This is a genomic window from Ruoffia sp. FAM 20857 (assembly GCF_045528645.1).
Taxonomy (GTDB): domain Bacteria; phylum Bacillota; class Bacilli; order Lactobacillales; family Aerococcaceae; genus Ruoffia; species Ruoffia halotolerans.
Map to the genome: position 1 here is coordinate 55,284 of NZ_JBGQRB010000004.1, position 19,044 is coordinate 74,327.

The 19,044-nt window shown below is 37.2% G+C and carries 20 protein-coding genes, 1 pseudogene and 1 riboswitch; of the genes and pseudogenes, 9 read left to right on the plus strand and 12 right to left on the minus strand.

Translation table 11 applies throughout. The features are described 5' to 3' along the window. Nucleotides 1-99 precede the first annotated feature (99 nt). The 3 genes from ACEN4N_RS01920 to ACEN4N_RS01930 form a co-directional block, all read right to left on the minus strand. Nucleotides 100-630, minus strand: coding sequence for a 3'-5' exonuclease (locus tag ACEN4N_RS01920; RefSeq protein ID WP_407090319.1), 531 nt, complete (start codon nucleotides 628-630; stop codon nucleotides 100-102). 80 nt (nucleotides 631-710) lie between these two features. Next, nucleotides 711-1,199, minus strand: a complete 489-nt coding sequence (locus ACEN4N_RS01925; protein WP_407090318.1) for a GNAT family N-acetyltransferase — start codon at nucleotides 1,197-1,199, stop codon at nucleotides 711-713. Between the two features lie 280 nt (nucleotides 1,200-1,479). Continuing rightward, nucleotides 1,480-1,779 (minus strand): hypothetical protein, encoded by a 300-nt coding sequence (locus ACEN4N_RS01930; RefSeq protein ID WP_153861772.1) that lies wholly within the window; start codon nucleotides 1,777-1,779, stop codon nucleotides 1,480-1,482. A gap of 76 nt (nucleotides 1,780-1,855) precedes the next feature. On the opposite strand from ACEN4N_RS01930, the gene ACEN4N_RS01935 reads away from it, so the two are divergent. From ACEN4N_RS01935 to ACEN4N_RS01945, 3 genes and pseudogenes are all read left to right on the plus strand, one after another. Next, complete coding sequence (locus tag ACEN4N_RS01935; RefSeq protein WP_407090317.1) at nucleotides 1,856-2,239, plus strand: MerR family transcriptional regulator; 384 nt, start codon at nucleotides 1,856-1,858, stop codon at nucleotides 2,237-2,239. 166 nt (nucleotides 2,240-2,405) lie between these two features. Continuing rightward, nucleotides 2,406-3,725, plus strand: a pseudogene (locus ACEN4N_RS01940) (IS1380 family transposase). Nucleotides 3,726-4,083: 358 nt separating this feature from the next. Beyond that, complete coding sequence (locus ACEN4N_RS01945; RefSeq protein WP_407090957.1) at nucleotides 4,084-5,070, plus strand: helix-turn-helix domain-containing protein; 987 nt, start codon at nucleotides 4,084-4,086, stop codon at nucleotides 5,068-5,070. Between the two features lie 62 nt (nucleotides 5,071-5,132). Here ACEN4N_RS01945 and mscL read toward each other — a convergent pair whose 3' ends face one another. From mscL to ACEN4N_RS01990, 9 genes are all read right to left on the minus strand, one after another. Next, nucleotides 5,133-5,507, minus strand: a complete 375-nt coding sequence (gene mscL / locus ACEN4N_RS01950) for a large conductance mechanosensitive channel protein MscL (RefSeq protein ID WP_407089777.1) — start codon at nucleotides 5,505-5,507, stop codon at nucleotides 5,133-5,135. Between the two features lie 119 nt (nucleotides 5,508-5,626). After that, a complete protein-coding gene (locus tag ACEN4N_RS01955; RefSeq protein ID WP_407089778.1) occupies nucleotides 5,627-6,760 on the minus strand; it encodes an NAD(P)/FAD-dependent oxidoreductase in 1,134 nt (377 codons plus the stop codon). Nucleotides 6,761-6,892: 132 nt separating this feature from the next. After that, on the minus strand, nucleotides 6,893-7,447 hold the full coding sequence (locus ACEN4N_RS01960; protein WP_407089779.1) for a folate family ECF transporter S component: 555 nt from the start codon (nucleotides 7,445-7,447) through the stop codon (nucleotides 6,893-6,895). Nucleotides 7,448-7,487: 40 nt separating this feature from the next. Next, a riboswitch (THF riboswitch) is annotated at nucleotides 7,488-7,590 on the minus strand. Nucleotides 7,591-7,678: 88 nt separating this feature from the next. Beyond that, a complete protein-coding gene (gene citG, locus ACEN4N_RS01965; protein ID WP_407089780.1) occupies nucleotides 7,679-8,557 on the minus strand; it encodes a triphosphoribosyl-dephospho-CoA synthase CitG in 879 nt (292 codons plus the stop codon). After that, nucleotides 8,550-9,254 (minus strand): GntR family transcriptional regulator, encoded by a 705-nt coding sequence (locus ACEN4N_RS01970; RefSeq protein ID WP_407093575.1) that lies wholly within the window; start codon nucleotides 9,252-9,254, stop codon nucleotides 8,550-8,552. The genes citG and ACEN4N_RS01970 overlap by 8 nt, the downstream gene beginning before the upstream one ends. A gap of 208 nt (nucleotides 9,255-9,462) precedes the next feature. Further along, a complete protein-coding gene (locus ACEN4N_RS01975; RefSeq protein ID WP_407089782.1) occupies nucleotides 9,463-10,593 on the minus strand; it encodes a sodium ion-translocating decarboxylase subunit beta in 1,131 nt (376 codons plus the stop codon). A 15-nt stretch (nucleotides 10,594-10,608) separates the two neighbouring features. Then, nucleotides 10,609-10,968 (minus strand): biotin/lipoyl-containing protein, encoded by a 360-nt coding sequence (locus ACEN4N_RS01980; protein ID WP_138403882.1) that lies wholly within the window; start codon nucleotides 10,966-10,968, stop codon nucleotides 10,609-10,611. A gap of 16 nt (nucleotides 10,969-10,984) precedes the next feature. Next, nucleotides 10,985-11,281, minus strand: a complete 297-nt coding sequence (locus ACEN4N_RS01985) for an OadG family protein (RefSeq protein WP_138403881.1) — start codon at nucleotides 11,279-11,281, stop codon at nucleotides 10,985-10,987. A gap of 32 nt (nucleotides 11,282-11,313) precedes the next feature. After that, nucleotides 11,314-12,705: an oxaloacetate decarboxylase subunit alpha gene (locus tag ACEN4N_RS01990; RefSeq protein ID WP_407089784.1), complete on the minus strand. Its 1,392-nt coding sequence runs from the start codon at nucleotides 12,703-12,705 to the stop codon at nucleotides 11,314-11,316. A 448-nt stretch (nucleotides 12,706-13,153) separates the two neighbouring features. On the opposite strand from ACEN4N_RS01990, the gene citC reads away from it, so the two are divergent. The 6 genes from citC to ACEN4N_RS02020 all read left to right on the plus strand — a co-directional run bounded on the left by citC (nucleotide 13,154) and on the right by ACEN4N_RS02020 (nucleotide 18,875). Further along, nucleotides 13,154-14,149 carry a [citrate (pro-3S)-lyase] ligase gene (gene citC / locus ACEN4N_RS01995; protein WP_407089785.1) on the plus strand — a complete coding sequence of 332 codons (996 nt, stop codon included), beginning with the start codon at nucleotides 13,154-13,156 and terminating at the stop codon, nucleotides 14,147-14,149. Nucleotides 14,150-14,165: 16 nt separating this feature from the next. Beyond that, nucleotides 14,166-14,471 carry a citrate lyase acyl carrier protein gene (gene citD / locus ACEN4N_RS02000; protein WP_218930095.1) on the plus strand — a complete coding sequence of 102 codons (306 nt, stop codon included), beginning with the start codon at nucleotides 14,166-14,168 and terminating at the stop codon, nucleotides 14,469-14,471. Further along, entirely contained in the window at nucleotides 14,459-15,346 is an 888-nt protein-coding gene (gene citE, locus ACEN4N_RS02005; protein ID WP_138403877.1) for a citrate (pro-3S)-lyase subunit beta, read from the plus strand. Before citD ends, citE begins: the two co-directional genes overlap by 13 nt. Before the next feature lie 2 nt (nucleotides 15,347-15,348). After that, a complete protein-coding gene (citF, locus tag ACEN4N_RS02010; RefSeq protein WP_407093576.1) occupies nucleotides 15,349-16,881 on the plus strand; it encodes a citrate lyase subunit alpha in 1,533 nt (510 codons plus the stop codon). After that, nucleotides 16,874-17,407, plus strand: a complete 534-nt coding sequence (citX, locus tag ACEN4N_RS02015) for a citrate lyase holo-[acyl-carrier protein] synthase (RefSeq protein WP_407089787.1) — start codon at nucleotides 16,874-16,876, stop codon at nucleotides 17,405-17,407. The genes citF and citX overlap by 8 nt, the downstream gene beginning before the upstream one ends. A gap of 169 nt (nucleotides 17,408-17,576) precedes the next feature. Further along, entirely contained in the window at nucleotides 17,577-18,875 is a 1,299-nt protein-coding gene (locus ACEN4N_RS02020) for an SLC13 family permease (RefSeq protein WP_407089788.1), read from the plus strand. Nucleotides 18,876-19,044: the final 169 nt, after the last annotated feature.

The following is a 19,044-nucleotide window of genomic DNA, read 5'->3' on the forward strand; positions in this document are numbered from 1 at the left end:
GGAAAAATTTCGGGAAATTTTAAAACATCCGAAAAAATTACAAAACACAGCAAAATTGAAAAAGAACTGTGAAAATAACTTAAATTTTAGAAGTATGAATTATTCAGGTCTAACTAATTGATCTAAGTTTGAAAACCGATTTTCATGTATAAACTTAGATACAATAAGCCCTGCCGCTTTAGCATCTGATAAAGCATCGTGATGCGTTAAAGGTATGCCATAGTAATTCGCAATCGTACTTAATTTATAATTATAAAAGTTCTTACGCACTGCCCTTGCAAGTTGATATGAACAAGCATATTTAAAGGCAGGTATTTCTAAACCATAGCGATTAAAATTATCTTTCAAAGCGCCCATATCAAACGTTGCATTATGAGCAACAACCGGTCGCCCTCCAATAAAATCTTCAATTTGTTTAGTTATATCATAAAATCTCGGCGAAGAAATGACCTCATGCTCTTGAATGCCATGAACATGAATATTCGCCAATGAGAAACTTTCATCTGGATTAATCAGTAGGTAATAACTGTCCAGTATTTCCCCATATTTGAAACGTACCATCCCGATGGAACAAATCGTATAACGATTCTGATTGGCCGTTTCAACGTCTAAGGCGACAAAATCATGCATACAATAACCTCTTTTCTTAATCATCTACCCATATTAAACTTCTTATAAACAAAAAGCAAACTGGACTCGAGGTAGTCTAGTTAATCATTATTAATCAATGAATAAATCATTGTAAACGTTTCTTCATCCTCGGTATAAATTTCGAAGCCTAGCGCTAGATACAACGTCAAAGCTCGGTTAGCCTTTTGCACAGATAACGATACTTGTTTGTAGTCTTTGTCTTTTAGTAATTGGAACATACTCTGTAATAATGTACGCCCTATCCCCTTACCACGATATGGGGATAGGATAGAGATATTCAATTCTGGAGTTTTACTATCCACATGCCCATAGCCTTCAACAAGTCGTACCCAAACTAAGCCAATTGGATTTTCTCCATCATAACTTGCAATGGCATAATCGCCTATCAATTGGCCAAATTTATCAATATATTTATTGAGTTCTGCTGTCTCGACAATCGAAAATGGAAAGAGATTCTTGGGATCCGGTTGAAATAATGCCTCATAAAGAAACTTTTGTAAAATTTGATATTCAAGTGCATTCACTTGTTTTATAGTGTAATGTTTCAATCCATGTCTCCTTTTATTTGGATTATATTACAAAAAAATGGAACTCAAACGTTCTTTTGAATTATTGAAAAAGATACTTTAAGTGGTTAATACTTTCCCTGTAATAAGCATTTATTTTATAATAGTTACATATAACACAAGCAATAGTAAGAAACTGAAAATAACAAGAAATCAGGTAAAACACTGTTAAATTAGTGTTTTACCTGAATTTTTAGAAACTTTTCATAATTTAGGTAAGATAACATCTAACAATTGATTTATTCAACAATCATTAGTTATCTTATTTCAACCAATTCCATACGAATATAAGCGTAATTGAAGTGATTAATCGGACAATCAGATGTATCCAGTGAAAAGAGTTTGTTGTCACTCCCATGAATACTGCAAAAATGATAAGAGCAATCAATCCAAAATACAATAGCCATTCTGGATCAGTTTTTACCGCAAATATCATTAAGCAAAGACTTAACAAAATATAGATTGGATGCGACCAATTGAATTGTTCAACCTTAACTTCTTCCCCAACAGCAATTACAGTAAGTAAACCATACAAAAAAATAAATATTCTAAATAAAATCATGAAATTCTCCTTTACTATTTGTTATACTTATCTTAAAAGATGGAGTAAGGTCTATGTCAAGAGAAAGGTAATCAAAATGAAAACAAAAGATATTACTAAGTTATCTGGTTTATCAAAAGATACAATTAGGTTTTATGAAAAATTAGGACTTGTGAAACCTAATAGGGAAAGTTATTCCAGAGAATATGCAGATCATGATTTAGAAAGAATAGAACAAATTAAACAATTAAAAGGTTTAGACTTTACGCTTTCTGAAATAAAGTTGCTTGTTGATATTGATGAAAAATATCAATCAATTGATGAAATCTACTCAATGACACATGATGATTATCAAGAAATCATCCAACTATTAGATAATAAAGTAAACTACTTAGAAGAAAAATCTAAGATGATTGAAGCTGGCTTGGCTAGGCTAAAAGTTATGCAAGAAAAAATTAAAAGCATAAATAATAACAGATGAACTAATATTTAGCCTGAATAATTCATAGTTTTACTAATATTGTTTTTAAACATTAATTTAATAGTATTTAAAGCAACTTACTTCATCACCCATTAGGTGATGAAAAAAGAACCACTTTCTGATATGGTTAATTCACTACAAACAACCATAGAAAGGGGTTCTCTCAATGGTTACTTTACAAGAAAATGCAGTGAAATTCAACAGTAACTTAATCGTTTCTCATGATGGTGGTCGTTTATCAAGTGATTCTGGTTTGATTTTAATCGATGAATTAATGGATGCTTTCCAATTTACTCAGCTCTCTAAAAAGATTGTTCGATTTAACGACAGTTGAAAATATTGGACGCATACGAATCATAAGCTTTTAAAACAGTTAGTGCTGCAAATTGTAGCCGGTTATAACACCGACTCTGCTGCAAATATTCTACAGCATGATCCGGTATTACAGACGCTCTTAACCGATGAGCCGCTGGCTTCTCAATCCTCAATCTCTCGACTCTATGATCGTGTAGAAGGTGAGACAATTAAGACGCTTCAAGTATTCAATCAAGCGTTAATTGACAAAGCCCGTCTGGTTCGCAACGATACAAATATGATTATCGATTTAGATTCTACCCATTCGGATACCTTTGGTCATCAAGAACAAACTGCTTACAACGCCCATTATGGAACGAATGGCTACCATCCTTTAGTGGCATTTGACGGCTTGACTGGCGACTTTTTAAAAGCCAAGCTTCGATCAGGAAATCAATACACTTCCAACGGGGTCAAAGAATTTCTTGAACCGTTATTGGAACATTATAACCAAACGATTCCAACCACTGATATTCTCGTTCGTGGAGACAGTGGTTTCGCGACACCGGATGTTTATGATTTATGCGACTTATACGAAAATCAGTATGTCATTCGGCTAAAGGCCAATAGGAATTTATATCGTTTAGCGGAAGAGTTTGTGTTCTATGATAACCATCATCCTTGGGATGAAAAAGAAGTCTATTATCATTCGGTTTCCTACCAAGCAGCTTCATGGTTCAAACCGCGTCGAGTGTGTATTCGTTCAACTCGAGAAGTAGGCGAACTCCTTTTTAAGCATTCCTTTATTGTCACGAATTTCTCAGAAAACATCTCAGCTAAAAGAGTGTTTGAAACCTACAATAAACGCGGTACCATGGAAAACTACATTAAAGAAGCCAAGAACAGCTTCTTCTTTGATAAAACAGATAGTCCTAGATTCATTGAAAACGAGGCCCGCATGATGATTAGCCTGTTGGCGTACAATCTGGTTAACTTCTTACGCACCTTGTGTTTTGAGCCAAAATCGAAAGGACTCCAAGTGGACACAATCCGTTTCCGTCTATTCAAAGTGGCTGGAAAACTAGTCAGCACTGCAAGACAAATGTATTTAAAACTATCGATTTCTCATGTTTATCAGCGAGAGTTTTATGCCGTATTCAGGAAAATCCAAAGGATTCGGCAGTACATTTAAAGAACCTGATTTTTAAAAAGTTCAAATGGCCCAGGGAGAAGTGCGCCTAAAATTTGAGTTCAAAAAGTGAAAAGTCTCAAAATAATTAAGTAGACCGAAAAAAATAAATAATTAGGATAGAAAATGGAAAACGATAAAGAAAATATAACAATATTGATAAAACAGCCTCTGAAATTAGAGGTATGAATTATTCAGGAATTAAGTATATATTGTTAATAGGAAAGAAATGCTAATATGTAGCCATTTGCAACCGCTAGTTGCGCAATTATACAGTGCACTACATGGTCTGCAACCATTATCTGAGAGATAATAAAGGTAGGAAAAGAGAGATGAATACATAACATAAGGAGTGTTATCCATGATATTAGCAGACAAAATTATCCACTTGCGAAAGAGATATAATATGACGCAAGAGGATCTAGCTGAAAAGTTGAATGTCAGTCGTCAGTCAGTCTCAAAGTGGGAAGGCAATCAAGCGACACCCGATTTAAACAAAGTCCTTAAACTCTCAAAACTTTTTGGTGTCACAACCGATTATCTCTTAAATGATGATGATGAAAGTTTAGAAACAGAAGAGGAAGTAGCAGCTGAACACGAGTTGCCAAAAGCAGATTATGTGTCTGTGTCACTGAATACAGCTAAAGAATACTTAGAAGAGAAGTCAGATTTTGCTCATCGAATTGGTATAGGGGTTGTGCTACTAATAAGTAGTGTCATTCCGATTGTGACTTTAACAACACCATCGATGCTTCGAATAATTCCAGAGAATGTCAGTGAAGCGATTGGAATTAGTGCGCTGTTCTTACTTGTAGCCTTAGGTGTCGGTGTGATGATCTTTGCGAGTATGCGTATGCAAAACTTTGCGTTTTTAGAAGAAGCTTTTGAGTTGGAGTTCGGTGTTCGTGGATTTGTTGAGAAAGAGATAGACAATTATCGTCCGATTCATACGCGACAATTATCCTTTGGCGTTGCTTTAATCATAGTGAGCGTACTTCCAATCATTATCATTAACCTGTTATTTCCTAGTTTTGCAGAAGACCATATTGGTTATGTTGTAGGGATTTTCCTCACGGTGGTTTCTATGGCTATCTATATGTTGATTTCTACAGGGATTTATTGGGGCAGTTTGAATACATTACTTAATCACCGTCAGCCAGAGGATGAGGAAAGTGAAGTAGTTGAACGTCTAGCCGGTATCTATTGGCCTTTGGTGACAGCGATCTTCCTTGGTTATAGTTTTATCACAGCGGATTGGGGACGCAGTTGGTTCATTTGGCCGATTGCAGCTATGATCTTCGCAGCCTTATCTGGTGTAGTGGATTTTCGCAACCAGAAGAATGAATAAAAGCAAAAAACTCAGGCACCTTGTTAATTTAACAGGTTGCCTGAGTTTTAATGTCTAAAGAATTATTTTTTACGTAATTCTCCTAAAATTTCTTCTAATAATTCAGTTTCAGTTGGTCCAGCAGGTTCTTCGTCTGGAGCAACGATTTTTTTATTTTGTACTTTCTCTAACGCTTTAAGTGTTAAGTATAAGAATAAAGCCACTAAGATAAAGTTAATAATAGCTTGTAAGAATAACCCAACAGCTAATTCAGTGTTACCAATTGAAATAGCAACACCGGATACATCTGCTTGACCTGTGACTGCCACAATAATCGGCATGAAAATATCGTTAACTAATGAATTAACAATTGCAGTAAATGCAGAACCCATAATAATACCGGTTGCCATAGTGATAATGCTGTCGTTCGCAATAAAGCCTTTAAACTCTTTCCACATAAGAACATCCTCCTCAAGGATAATAATAAAATAAATTGCTAATTCAAATATACCACGTTTTCAATTAAAACTCTAATCATGTGATTATAAGAATTACTTATCTTGGCAGGGTGAGCTGACTATTGAGCGTCATTTGCTTGAATGTATTTTTCAATCGGAAAAGCCTCTTTATCAATGTCCCAAGCATCAGTTTCAACGAGTTTTGCCCACTGATAGCCTAAGAATGGCCCACTTGTTAGACCAGATGATCCTAAGCCACTGACTGCCCAGACATTGTCTAAGTCTGGTACTACACCAACAAGCACTGAGAAATCTGACGTATGCGCCCGTGTTCCTACTTTAGATTCAACGATGTCATGGTCATCAACACTTGGCATCCATTTTCTAGCTTCATCTCGTAATTCATGTAGCACAGCTTCATCAACATCTAAGTTGTCGCCTTGGTCATCTTCGTGTGTTGCACCAATGATAATTTCACCATTATTGAATGGGATGATATCACTTTGTCCTGGAGGCATGATCACTGGCCAATGCTGGTCAATCCAGTCAGTATTTTTAAGCACAAAGAGTTGACCCTTTTGAGCGCGAATATCAACCTTGTATCCTAGAGGTTCTAATATGTTTGTTAAACCAGGACCAGGAGAAAGAAGTAAGCGGTCAAAATTATGCTTAGCCACCGAAGGGGTAGAAATGTAGATATCCCCACTTTCTTTCTTAAGTTGGGCTTTTTCACGAATGATTTTCCCACCTAAGTCTTGAATTGCTTGGTGAAGTGTATCAATAAGGGCATCACCATGAACGCGACCCCCACCTTCAACCCACGTCGCTGGATGATCCGATTCAATTGAAGGTAAATAATCCGAGATATCTTCTGTTGAAAGTTTCTTAACTTCTCCAATTGAAGGTGAAGCTTCTTGTTTCGCTTCTGCTTGATCAAGGTCTTTTTGAACGCGTTTATCTGTATTTCGAATCATGATCGCACCATCGATTTGATAGATAGCGTCTGTATTATAACCATCATCTTTCAAATCTTGCATAAACTGATGATAAAACTCAGCCCCTTTAGATACTAGAAAGTACCAAGGCTTATTCCGACGTAAAGAGAACCAAGGGCAGATAATACCTGCAGAAGCGCGCGTAGCTTGGCCAACTCCGTGGTCAAAGACTGTGACTGTGTGACCAGACCGCGCTAAATAGTAAGCCGCCGTTGAACCGACAATACCCCCACCAATAATTGCAATTTTTTTAACCATACTATCACCTTTCCTGATTACTTGTTCCCTATATTATAAAGGATTTTTATGTAAAAAAACAAAAAATCTCTGTCCAACGTGCCAGTAATCACTGGGCTCGCACGCTAGACAGAGGGTTTTTATTGAATGTTTTTAAAATTGATATTTTCTAATGAGTTTTTCGATGGTTGGTGACTTGAATAGGAACGTTAATATAATCGTGTTAATTGGTAATGAGATAAGATTTTTAACAATTCTCATTGGCATGAAAGCAGCCCATGCTCGGCCATACATCATGCGAATCCACACGGAATTCAAACCTAAATTGATAATTAATGTCACGAGTAAAACCGCAACAAACACACGTTTCCAACTGATTGGCTTACGCCATAGAACCCAGCCGTAAATCCATCCACCTAAAGCGGCACTTAACGTGAAGCCAGGGAAAAAGAACCCACTCCCACTAATGAAAAAAGTGATTAAGTCTGTCACTGTTGAAACGAGCAAAGCGAAAAAGGGACCAAATAAAATCCCACTAAAAGCTGTACCGACAAAGCCAAGGCCGATTTCAGCTAAGTTACCGAAATTTAAAGACGGAATGAAACTTAAGACAATCCTTGCGGCGATCATAACCGCCATTAAAGTTAACTGCGACGTTGTAACTTTCCTTGGTCTAATGTTCTGCTCGACGTCTACCTTCTTGTTCATATAAATACTCTCCTCTTTCACAGAGAGCCACACAGTGATATGCAGCGAATGCAAAAATAAATCGCACCTAGTTCAGTGAACCAAGTTTCGTTTCTTAGCAACATCCCATCTAAGAACACTTCACGCTTATTTTTTACTCTGTTATCCTTTATTTAATTGTTTCCAATTATATCTTCATTATACTGTATTTTTGTTAGAAAATATAGCTCACTAAGGAAGAAGGGCGCTGTATTAAAAATCTGCTTGTTCTAATAGAGACAAGAAGATACCTAAAGCTAAAGCATCCGCCGCTCCACCAGGACTCAGATGTCGTTCAATCATCACTTGGTCATATTCGTGCAGCGCTTCTAGAAATTCGCTCGGCTCATTAGGATCATTAAATAAAGTAAGTGCTTCCATCTTAATGGTTTCCCAAGCTTCGAACCCACCCCGGTGAATAATATTGCCGTCTTCAATGTGTCCCATGATGAGTAGCAATGCTTTTAATAAATTATGTTCTAGTATTGGATCATCTAAACTACGTAAATAGGGCATCAACACATCTTGTAAGATAGGGTAGCCACTAACTGCTTCGCCACGAATCCCCGTAATGCCATGTTCAATATACAATCTCTCGCCATGAGATAGTTTTTCTCTTGTATGCACATCATCAAAATCTTTCAGTAAGATATCTTTGGTCATTAAACGAATCAATTGAAACGCTTCGGTTGTATGAGAAGCTGACCAAGTCGATAACTGCTTACGCTCAATAATATAACCTACAGCTACAAGTAAAAGGGCGAATGAAAAGTTAGCACCTTTATGAGTATTAATACCATGCGTTGCTTCAAACATAGCGATTTCCGCATTAATCCCAATACGTCTTGAGCCGTTAAATAATTCACTTAAATCTTCTGTTTGATGCAAACTTCTCCCTAAGTCATAATACTGCTTAAAGAAAGGTTCAAAAGACATTACGCTATCAATAAACGTGTAATAGTTCATATCTCGATGCGAACCATTATTGAAACGATCCACTAAACCTGGTTTAGGTGATAAAGAAACCTCATACATCAAAGCTTTCGTTGCGAGACGGGGAATGCGATGATGGATTGAGTGTACATTATCCAATATTACGATTCTCCATATCTTCAATAATAAACTTCAATGAATGATCGAGATGCTCATGAATAAGCATGGTCATTGTTTCAACATCTTTCTTTCGCATCCCTCTTAAGATTAAGAAGTGCTCTTCTAGTGCAATTTTACTGCGAACTTCTGAACGAATGGATAATTCTCTAAAGTAAACGAGATAGGCTTGCAGCTCATCAATAATTTTCAGTAGACGACGCATCTGTGACTTTTCATAAACATAAGCATTAAACCCAGAGAAATTATTAATTAGGTTATCAATTCGGTCATCAGATTCTTTTGTCTGAATGCTATCCCCGCTTTGTAAATGGCGCTCAAGTTCATCGAAATCCTCCTCGGTCATCAGGTGCATAGCTTTCGTAAAGGCAAGTGTGTCGAGTGCTTTACGAATATCATAAATTTCATATGCATCTTTAATACTAATCCCTCTAACAATCATCCCGATACCCGGAACATGCTCAACCAGTTCTTCTTTTAAGAGTTGTTCGAGCGCATAGCGAATAGGAGTTCGACTAATGTTCATTTCTTCTGAGAAAACGGATTCATTAATACGCTCACCTGCGGGAATTTCACCTAAGATAATGGTACGCTTAAATGCATGATAGACAGAAACTTTTAACGTTTGATTGGAATTGATATCTAAATTTGCCTTAACGGCTTCAGCTGTAGAATCCATTGTATACCTCCTAAATTATATATTACTCTTTTCAAAGGACAAAATGTGTCATTAAACAATGCACTTGAATTGTATACTTATTTGAGTTGAAATTCAATAAGCTATGGTAATAGCTTCAATTCAACATACATAAATACAAAATACTAAAAAAACGAAGGTGCACTTTGTTAAAAGTATACCTTCGTTATAAACACATTTGTTACATTGATTATCCAAAGAAGCTTAGTAAGATACCAGCTGCAACAGCTGATCCGATAACTCCAGCTACGTTTGGTCCCATTGCGTGCATTAATAAGTAGTTATTAGGGTTTGCTTTAATCCCTTCAGACTGTGCAACACGTGCAGCCATCGGTACAGCAGAAACACCTGCAGAACCAATTAAGGGATTCACTTTACCATTTGTTAGTTTGTACATAAGTTTACCCATAAGGACACCACTTGTCGTACCAATAGCAAAGGCGAATAGACCTAAGAAAATAATTTTGATTGTATCAAATGATAGTAATGTAGCGGCATCTGCTGAAGCACCTACTGAAATACCTAAAAGAATTGTAACGATATACATCATTGAATTCTCTAAAGTTGTTGTGATTAACGGTACAACTTTACTTTCACGAATTAAGTTTCCTAACATTAACATCCCAACTAATGATGCTGCTGAAGGAATTAGTAAACTCACGAATAAAGTAACAACGATTGGGAAAATGATTTTTTCCTTTTGTGATACTGGACGTGCTTGCGTCATAACAGTTGTTCTTTCTTTTTCAGTTGTTAACGCACGCATAATTGGCGGTTGAATAATTGGAACAAGCGCCATGTATGAGTAAGCAGCAATCGCAATTGTTGGCAAGATATGCTCAGCTAATTGAGAAGAAATATAGATAGCTGTTGGGCCATCTGCTCCCCCAATAATACCAATCGCAGCAGATTCACTTGGCGTCATACCTAAGGCTAATGCACCGAAGAATGCAGCGAAGATACCGAATTGAGCAGCTCCACCTAATAATAATGTTTTTGGATTCGCAATAAGCGGACCAAAGTCAGTAGATGCTCCTAAACAGAGGAAGATCAGTGGTGGGAATATTCCGAGCCCGACCCCTTGATATAAGTAATGAAGCAATCCACCATTCTCTGTTGCAGTAGCAGGATCCATTAATCCCGTCAGAGGTAAGTTAGCTAGTAACATACCGAATCCAATTGGAATTAATAAATATGGTTCATAGTTTTTAGAAACGGCTAAAAAGATTAAAACCAAAGCCAACATAATGACGATAATTTCCTGTATAGTTATACTTAAAAACCCGGAAGTTTGTATAAGTTCATTGATTGTGTCTAACATGTAAACGAATACCTCCTATATAGTCAGTAGTAATTGATCAGATTGTACACTGTCACCTTGACTGACACTAATTGAACCAACAACACCATCAGCAGGAGCAACAATTTCGTTCTCCATCTTCATAGCTTCTAAGACGATTAATGTATCCCCTTGAGCAACTGATTGACCTGGTGTGACAGCAACTTTTAAGATAGTTCCAGACATTGGTGCGTTAATTTCTGTTCCGCCTGATGCTGCAGCAGGTGCTGGAGCACTTTGTGTTTCTTGAGTAGCAGGAGCAGCTGTTTGACCCGTTGACATATCTGCATCAGCAGGTAATTCTTTTACCGATACGCGGTATACTTCATTATTAATTTCGATTTCGTATTTTTTCATGATTTATATCCTCCGATTATTTAATTCGTTTTGATTCTTGGATTTCTAACTTTTTGTTTGGCTCATCTTCAGACGCTAATGCTAAAGCGACTAATTCAGCAACTTGTTGATGCTTTTTGTTTGGTGCTAAGTTGTTTGTGTTTACTGCAGGTGCTGGTTTAGCTGCTGCAGGTGCAGGTTCGGCTTTATCACTTCCGTTAACAAACTTTGCAATCATTTCTGTTAGTCCCCAAAGAACTAGTAGTACTGAAAATACTGTAAGCATGGAAACGATAGTTAACATCAAACCGTCCATAATACTGATTGATTCCATCTAATTAAATTCCTCCTTCGTTCATCGACTCTTTATTGACCGTAGCGTGCTTGAATCTTAATTGTTTCTCCAGCTACTGGTTTAGGTTGATATTTTCTTTCTAGGTATTGCTGACCCACTTGTGGGAATAAAGTATAAGTTAATACGTCTTCATCATTTTTACCTAGGTCGCCTAATTCAGCTTTAAGTTTTTCGAACTCTGGATCTAAACGATCTGCTGGACGCGTTTCGATGACTTCTGCGTCACCGATAATTGAGCGACGGAATTCCTCATCCACTGGTGCAGGAGATTTACCATATAAGCCTTTTAAGTAGTCCTTAATTTCGTTAGGCACCATCTTGTAGCGTTCTCCAGCTAAGACGTTGAATACCGCTTGTGTTCCAACCATTTGACTCAAGGGTGTTACAAGTGGTGGGAAGCCCATGTCCTCACGAACAGAAGGAACTTCGTTAAGTACAGCATCGTATTTATCTAAAGCACCTGCTTGGCGGAGTTGTGAGTTTAAGTTCGATAACATACCACCAGGAACTTGGTAAATTAAAGCTTTAGGATCAGCGAACATCATTTTACTGTCTAATGTTCCGTCTGCTAAATATTTATCACGAATGCCTTTAAAGTAGTCCGCAATTTCTTCTAAAGTATCAATGTTTAAGTGTGTATTAATATTTAATTCTTCTAATGTTAATGCCATTGATTCAGTAGGTGGTTGACTTGTTCCTTCAGCTAATGGAGAAATCGCTGTATCAATAATATCAACGCCATTCTCAACAGCAGCTAAGTAAGTCATTTGTGACACACCACTTGTTGCGTGCGTGTGTAAGTTTAATGGCACATCAATCACAGCTTTAATCGCTGGAATTAATTCACGAGTAACAGCCGGAGTTAAGATACCAGCCATGTCTTTAATACAGATTGAGTCAGCACCCATATCGTTGTATTCTTTTGCTAGTTTTGTGTAATACTCAACGGTATGAACATCACTTGTTGTATATGCAATTGCTAATTGTGCATGTGCACCGTATTTCTTAACTGCTTCAAGTGAAGCGCGAACATTACGTGAATCGTTTAACGCATCGAAGATTCGGAAGATATCAATGCCGTTCTCAACAGCCTTTTGAATAAACTTATCAACAACATCATCAGCATAGTGACGGTAGCCGATTAAGTTTTGACCTCTAAGTAACATCATCAATTTCGTATTCGGCGTACGTTTACGAATTTCGCGTAGTCGTTCCCATGGATTCTCATCTAAGAAACGAATCGCTGAGTCATAAGTTGCACCCCCCCAACATTCAAGTGCGTAATATCCCGCCGAGTCCATTTTCTCAATAATTGGAAGCATATCTTCTGTCGACATGCGCGTTGCCATCAAACTTTGATGCGCATCTCTCAAGACGGTTTCATTAATACGTACTTCAACCATATATATATCAACCTTTCTCATAAGTTATATTTATCTTTATTGTAAGCGAAAACACCTTGGAATGAAATTCTTTTTTGGGAAAATACTGTTCTAATGGTGTTTTTTTGCGTATAAATTTTTGCATAAAATAAAAACAGGATTAAATATAACTCTAAAAGACCTTAAATAGATTGCTGATTAAAACGGCTTTATATAGAAGAAGTAAATTTAATCCAACAATACTATAGGTGATTCTGTCATAATATTTACATCATAATAACATTCTAATCGACTGATAACGTTAACATGTTAGGCAGCATAAGGATTAGAATTATAAAATACAGGGGAAAAACAACACGATTAATAAAATTAATATATAATAAATAGTGGAATGAAGAAATAAATGATTTTCTTCATACAATATTGGTTTGGGGCAGGCAATAGAACTTTTAGTCAATAAAAAAGGAAGATGATAGTGTATACAACGAAACGTTTATGGATTCATCGAAGCCAAAGTGCACGCAAAGATTGGGAAGATTTATTAGAAACTTCCAACTTAAGCACTCAGGAACAGACCGATTATACAGTCGGTATTTATAAAGGTGATGATCTCGTTGCTACTGGTTCATATGCTGGCAACGTTATTAAATGTGTAGCCGTTCATTCAGACTATCAATCAGAAAACTTTCTGACGGATATTGTTGTCCATCTAATGGATCAACTAAGAAGTAATGGCTCAAATCATTATTTCGTCTATACATGTCCAAAGAATAGTGTTTACTTTAAATCACTAGGCTTTAATAAGATTGTAGAGACGTCGAATGTTACCTTCATGGAATTTGGTCATCCTAATTTTGAAGATTACTTATCTATGTTAAGTAATCATAAAAAAGAAGGAAACAATGGCGCAGTCGTTATGAACGCCAACCCGATTACTAAAGGACACCTTCACTTAATTGAAGAAACAGCCAAACGAAGTGATTACGTGTATGTATTCGTTCTGTCTGAAGATCGTTCTGAATTTAATGATGAGGAGCGGATGATGTTGGTAAAACGTGCAACCGCTGACATGACAAATATCATTGTCTTACCAACGAATGATTATATGGTCTCTTCGGCAACATTCCCATCGTACTTCTTGCGAGATCGTGCTCAAGAAAGTGTCGCACGAATTCAAGCAACGGTTGATGCTACGTTATTTAAAGAAAGAGTGGCTCCGATTCTTAATATCAGACACCGCCTCGTCGGTAAAGAGCCCTATTCACGCGTAACAGAGATTTATAACGAAAGTATGAGCGAAGTTTTTCAAGATGATTTGGAATTAGAAATTATTCCAAGATTAGAAGTAGAAGGTGAAGTGATTAGTGCAACGAAAGTACGTCAAGCACTTTCGGAAGGTCATCCAGAAAGCATTAAAAACTTAGTTCCAAGTACAACGTACGACTATATTCAAAACAAAAAATAAATTTGAGGTGAAAAAGATGGAAATTAAACAAAATGGTGTCGCAGGGACGGTAGAGTCATCTGACATTATGGTCACTGTGGCCCAATCAGATAATGGTATCGTGATTGAACTAGAAAGTAGTGTAGAGAAACAATTCGGAGCACAAATCCGTAAAGTCATCAAAGAAACTTTAGAAAAACTTGGAGTGGAAAACGCAAAAGTAACTGCTGTTGACCAAGGTGCATTAGATTGTACCGTTCAAGCAAGAACAATTGCAGCTGTTTATCGCGCTGCTGATGAAACTACATTTAACTGGAAGGAGATTGCAACATGGAGCGTTTAAGAAGAACGATGATGTTTGTGCCTGGTGCTAACGCAGCAATGCTTAGAGATGCGCCTCTATACGGCTCAGATGCAGTAATGTTTGATTTAGAAGATGCAGTATCATTGAACGAGAAAGATACTGCACGTATGTTAGTACATAATGCATTAAAAAATATCGACTATAGTAACGTTGAAACGGTTGTTCGTATTAACGATTTAAAAGCTGGTGGAGATCAGGATATCGAAGCATCAGTATTAGGTGGCGTGAACGTGATTCGTTTACCAAAAACTGAAAATGCACAAGAAATCAAAGACGTCGAAGCTGTTATCGAACGAGTTGAGAGAGAAAACGGCATCGAAGTGGGTACAACAAATATTATGGCTGCGATCGAATCAGCTACAGGTATTTTAAATGTACGTGAGATTGCTCACGCGTCAGACCGCTTAATCGGTATCGCTCTAGGAGCAGAAGACTACGTGACAAACATGAAGACTGAAAGAAGTGCCACTGGAGAAGAATTATTCTTCGCACGTAGCTTCATTCTACATGCAGCGAGAGATGCAGGTATTGCAGCTTTAGATACTGTTTATTCAGACGTAGATAACGAAGAAGGCTTCAGAAATGAAGTACAACGTATTAAACAATTAGGTTTCGATGGAAAATCAATTATCAACCCTCGTCAAATTCCAATTGTTCATGATGAATACGCACCAACACAAAAAGAAATTGACAATGCAAAAGAAATTATTTGGGCAATTCAAGAAGCTGAAGAAAAAGGTTCAGGGGTTATCTCTGTTAACGGAAAAATGGTTGATAAGCCAATCGTTGAACGTGCTGAGCGTGTGATTGCTTTAGCTAAAGCAGCGAATATCATTACAGAGGAGGAACTATAATTATGGTTAAGAATACAGTCGGTCGCGATATTCCACAACATATTGTTGATCAATACGGTGCTTATGGAGAAGAATCTAAATACAGCACACAATATGAAGAGACTATCCGTAAAATCAATCCTATTAAACTAGGTGATGACAAATTAGTAGGTAGCTTACGTGAAGCGATTGAAAAAACAGGACTTAAAGACGGTATGACAATTTCTTTCCACCACCACTTCCGTGAAGGTGACTATGTATTAAACATGGTCATGGATGAGATTGCAGCAATGGGAATTAAAGATTTAACGATTGCACCAAGTTCAATTGCTAACGTTCATGAGCCATTAATCGAACACATTAAAAATGGTGTAGTCACAAACATTACATCAAGCGGTTTACGTGATAAAGTCGGAGCAGCAGTTTCAGACGGAATTATGAAAAACCCAGTTGTACTACGTTCTCATGGTGGACGTGCACAAGCAATTGCATCAGGCGAAATCAAAATTGATGTTGCCTTCATAGGTGCGCCAAGTTCAGATGCCTATGGAAATATAAATGGTACTAAAGGTAAAGCAATTTGTGGCTCATTAGGTTACGCGAAAGTGGATGCAAGATATGCAGACAACGTTGTAGCCATTACAGACTCATTAATGCCTTATCCAAATACACCAATTAGCATTCCTCAAACAGATGTTGACTATGTTGTTGAAGTTGATGCTATCGGAAATCCTTCAGGGATTGCTAAGGGGGCAACTCGATTCACGCAAAACCCTAAAGAATTAGTTATCGCAAAATACGCTAACCAAGTGATTACGAACTCACCATACTTTAAAGATGAATTCTCATTCCAAACAGGTACAGGTGGTGCATCATTAGCTGTATCTCGTTACTTGCGTGAAGATATGATTAAAGAAAATATCACTGCTAGCTTTGCTTTAGGTGGTATTACAAATGCAATGGTGGAGCTACATGAAGAAGGTTTAGTAGATAAATTAATTGATGTTCAAGACTTCGATGCACCATCAGGAGAATCATTAGGACGTAATCCTGAGCATACGGAAATTGACGCGATTTTCTACGCTTCCCCATTATTTAAAGGGGCTGCGATCAACCAGTTGGATGTATGTATTTTATCGGCACTTGAAATCGATACAGAATTCAATGTTAACGTTGTTACTGGATCAGACGGAGTAATTCGTGGAGCCATTGGTGGTCACCCAGATACAGCATCAGCAAGTAAGATGTCATTAGTTATCTCACCGTTAGTTCGAGGAAGAATACCGACTGTTGTTGAGCAAGTTAACACAGTCATTACACCAGGATCAAGTGTTGACGTAGTTGTTACTGAAATTGGTATTGCCATTAATCCACAACGTCAAGATTTAGTAGAACATTTCAAGAACGTTGATATTCCACAATTTACAATTGAAGAATTAAAAGAGAAAGCTTACGCAATAGTAGGAACACCTCAACCAATTGAATATGGAGAGAAAGACGTTGCTTTAATTCAATACCGTGATGGTACGATGATCGACGTTGTTCGCAATGTATAAGGATGAAGTATTTAATGGCCCGGAAGTGAGTTTAATGGAGATGCTGGATGCGCGTGAAAAACGTGCATTCAGACAGACCCAGATTATTAATCAACATTCTCCGGGTTCATTATTATCTGTCACTTTGAATATACCAGGTAATATTAAAACATCTCTTTATCTAGTGGGTGTCTTTGAAGAAATGCTGACGGAAATAAAAGCAAAGTTAGACGATGTGACGGTTCAGTTTTCAGAAGATTTGAACTTGCCAACTGGGCCAGAAGCATATTTCTTTGTGGATATTGATAGTATTGAATTGAAAAAAAGAATGGTGGCACTTGAAGAAACGCATTCAAAAGGCCGTGTCTTTGATTTAGATGTTGTTAAATTAGAAGACGGAAAATTAAGCAGTTTGAAGCGTGAAGAGGTTGGAGTAGGAAAGCGTCAATGTTATATTTGCGACCGTCCAGCTAAAGAATGTGCTCGTTCTCGCAAACACTCAATTGAAGAATCACAAGAAGCAATCGCAAATATCCTTTTAGGATAAGTGATTGTCTATTGGGTTTTATGTGAAGAAATACACATGTAAAGAACAGTTAAAAGACAGTGCGCATATTGTTTTAATAGGATTACTATATTAGAATGTAACTGTAAACGGTTTCTTAATGAGTGTTTGGGGGAAGTTTCACAAAATAATATATATATAGGAGGAAAAAATGAATTTAGCAATAATAGGTTTTATACTCATAATCATATTGATGTTTGTCTTAATCGGAGAGAAAATGTCTCCACCGATGGCTTTCATCATTTTACCACTGATCGCAGTAGTAGTTTCTGGAGCAAGTATTGCGGATATAAGTTTATATGTTAACGATGGGTTAGCATCTATCTTAAATACAGCAGTGCTGTTCTTATTCTCGATCTCGTTCTTTACATTAATGTCAGAACAGGGATTATTCGACCCGTTAGTGGACTTTGTAATTAGTAAAGTTGGTAACAAAATTACTGCGATCTTTATCGCTATTTTACTAGTTGCTGTTGCATCTCACTTAGATGGTAGTGGTGCTTCAACTTACTTAATCGTAATTCCAGCATTTAAACCAATTATGGATAAGTTAGGCGTTCGTCCAGTAGTATTCTTAGGAACAGTTGTTGGACTAATGTCAGCGATGAATATTATCCCTTGGGGTGGACCAACAATTCGTGCAGCTTCTGTAGCAGGGGTAGAGGTTTCTGAACTTTATTCATTCATCTTCCCAGCTGTAATTGTAATGTTCTTATTAGCAATCGTGAATGCTGTGATTAACTCACGTCGTAAACGTGAAGGTTCAGGTGTTGATGGAAACATTAATATTGCTGACTTAGCAGATACTGCTGACGCAGAACCAAAAACAAGCAAAGGTCTTTACATCTATAACTTAGTTGTAACATTAATTATGTTAGCTTTATTATTCATTGATACTGGTTTACCAATGCACTTTATCTTCATGGTTGCCTACGCATTCGCAATCCTAGGTAACTTTAGATCAGTGAAAGAACAAGGTAAGAAGATCCAAGAATATGGTAATAACGCTATCGTTATGACGATGACATTATTCGCCGTAGGTATATTTATTGGTGTTATTGAAGGTTCTGGAATGGTTGAAGCAATGGCTACAACGATTATTAACGCATTACCAGAATTTATCGCACCACATACTCACTGGTTCTTAGCATTATTCTCAGTACCATTAATGATGGTTCTTGGTACAGATGCTTTCTACTTCGCATTACTTCCAATTGTAATCGGAATTGTAGAGCCGTTTGGAATTTCAGCATCGACAGTTGCTGCTACATTCTTAATTACAGGTACTTATGGTACTTACATCAGTCCAACAGTTGCTGCCAACTACGTTGGGGTATCATTGGCTGGTACAACCATTGGTGAGCATATTAAAGCAAACTTACCAATTATGTGGGCAGCAAGTATCATTACATTAATAGCTGCAACACTCTTAGGTGTAGTGCAATTCTAGAGCCACAAAGCAACAAACCGTTTTTCATTAACAATAAAAACAGGTTCATGAATTTTTGATGTTGGTGGACCGAGGAGCCAGGTGACGCAGTCACCTTGGCTCTTTTTTTATTCCTATGTTTAAGTGTCTCTCTATGCAACGATAGTTTGTGTTGTGTTCTCATCTTTAA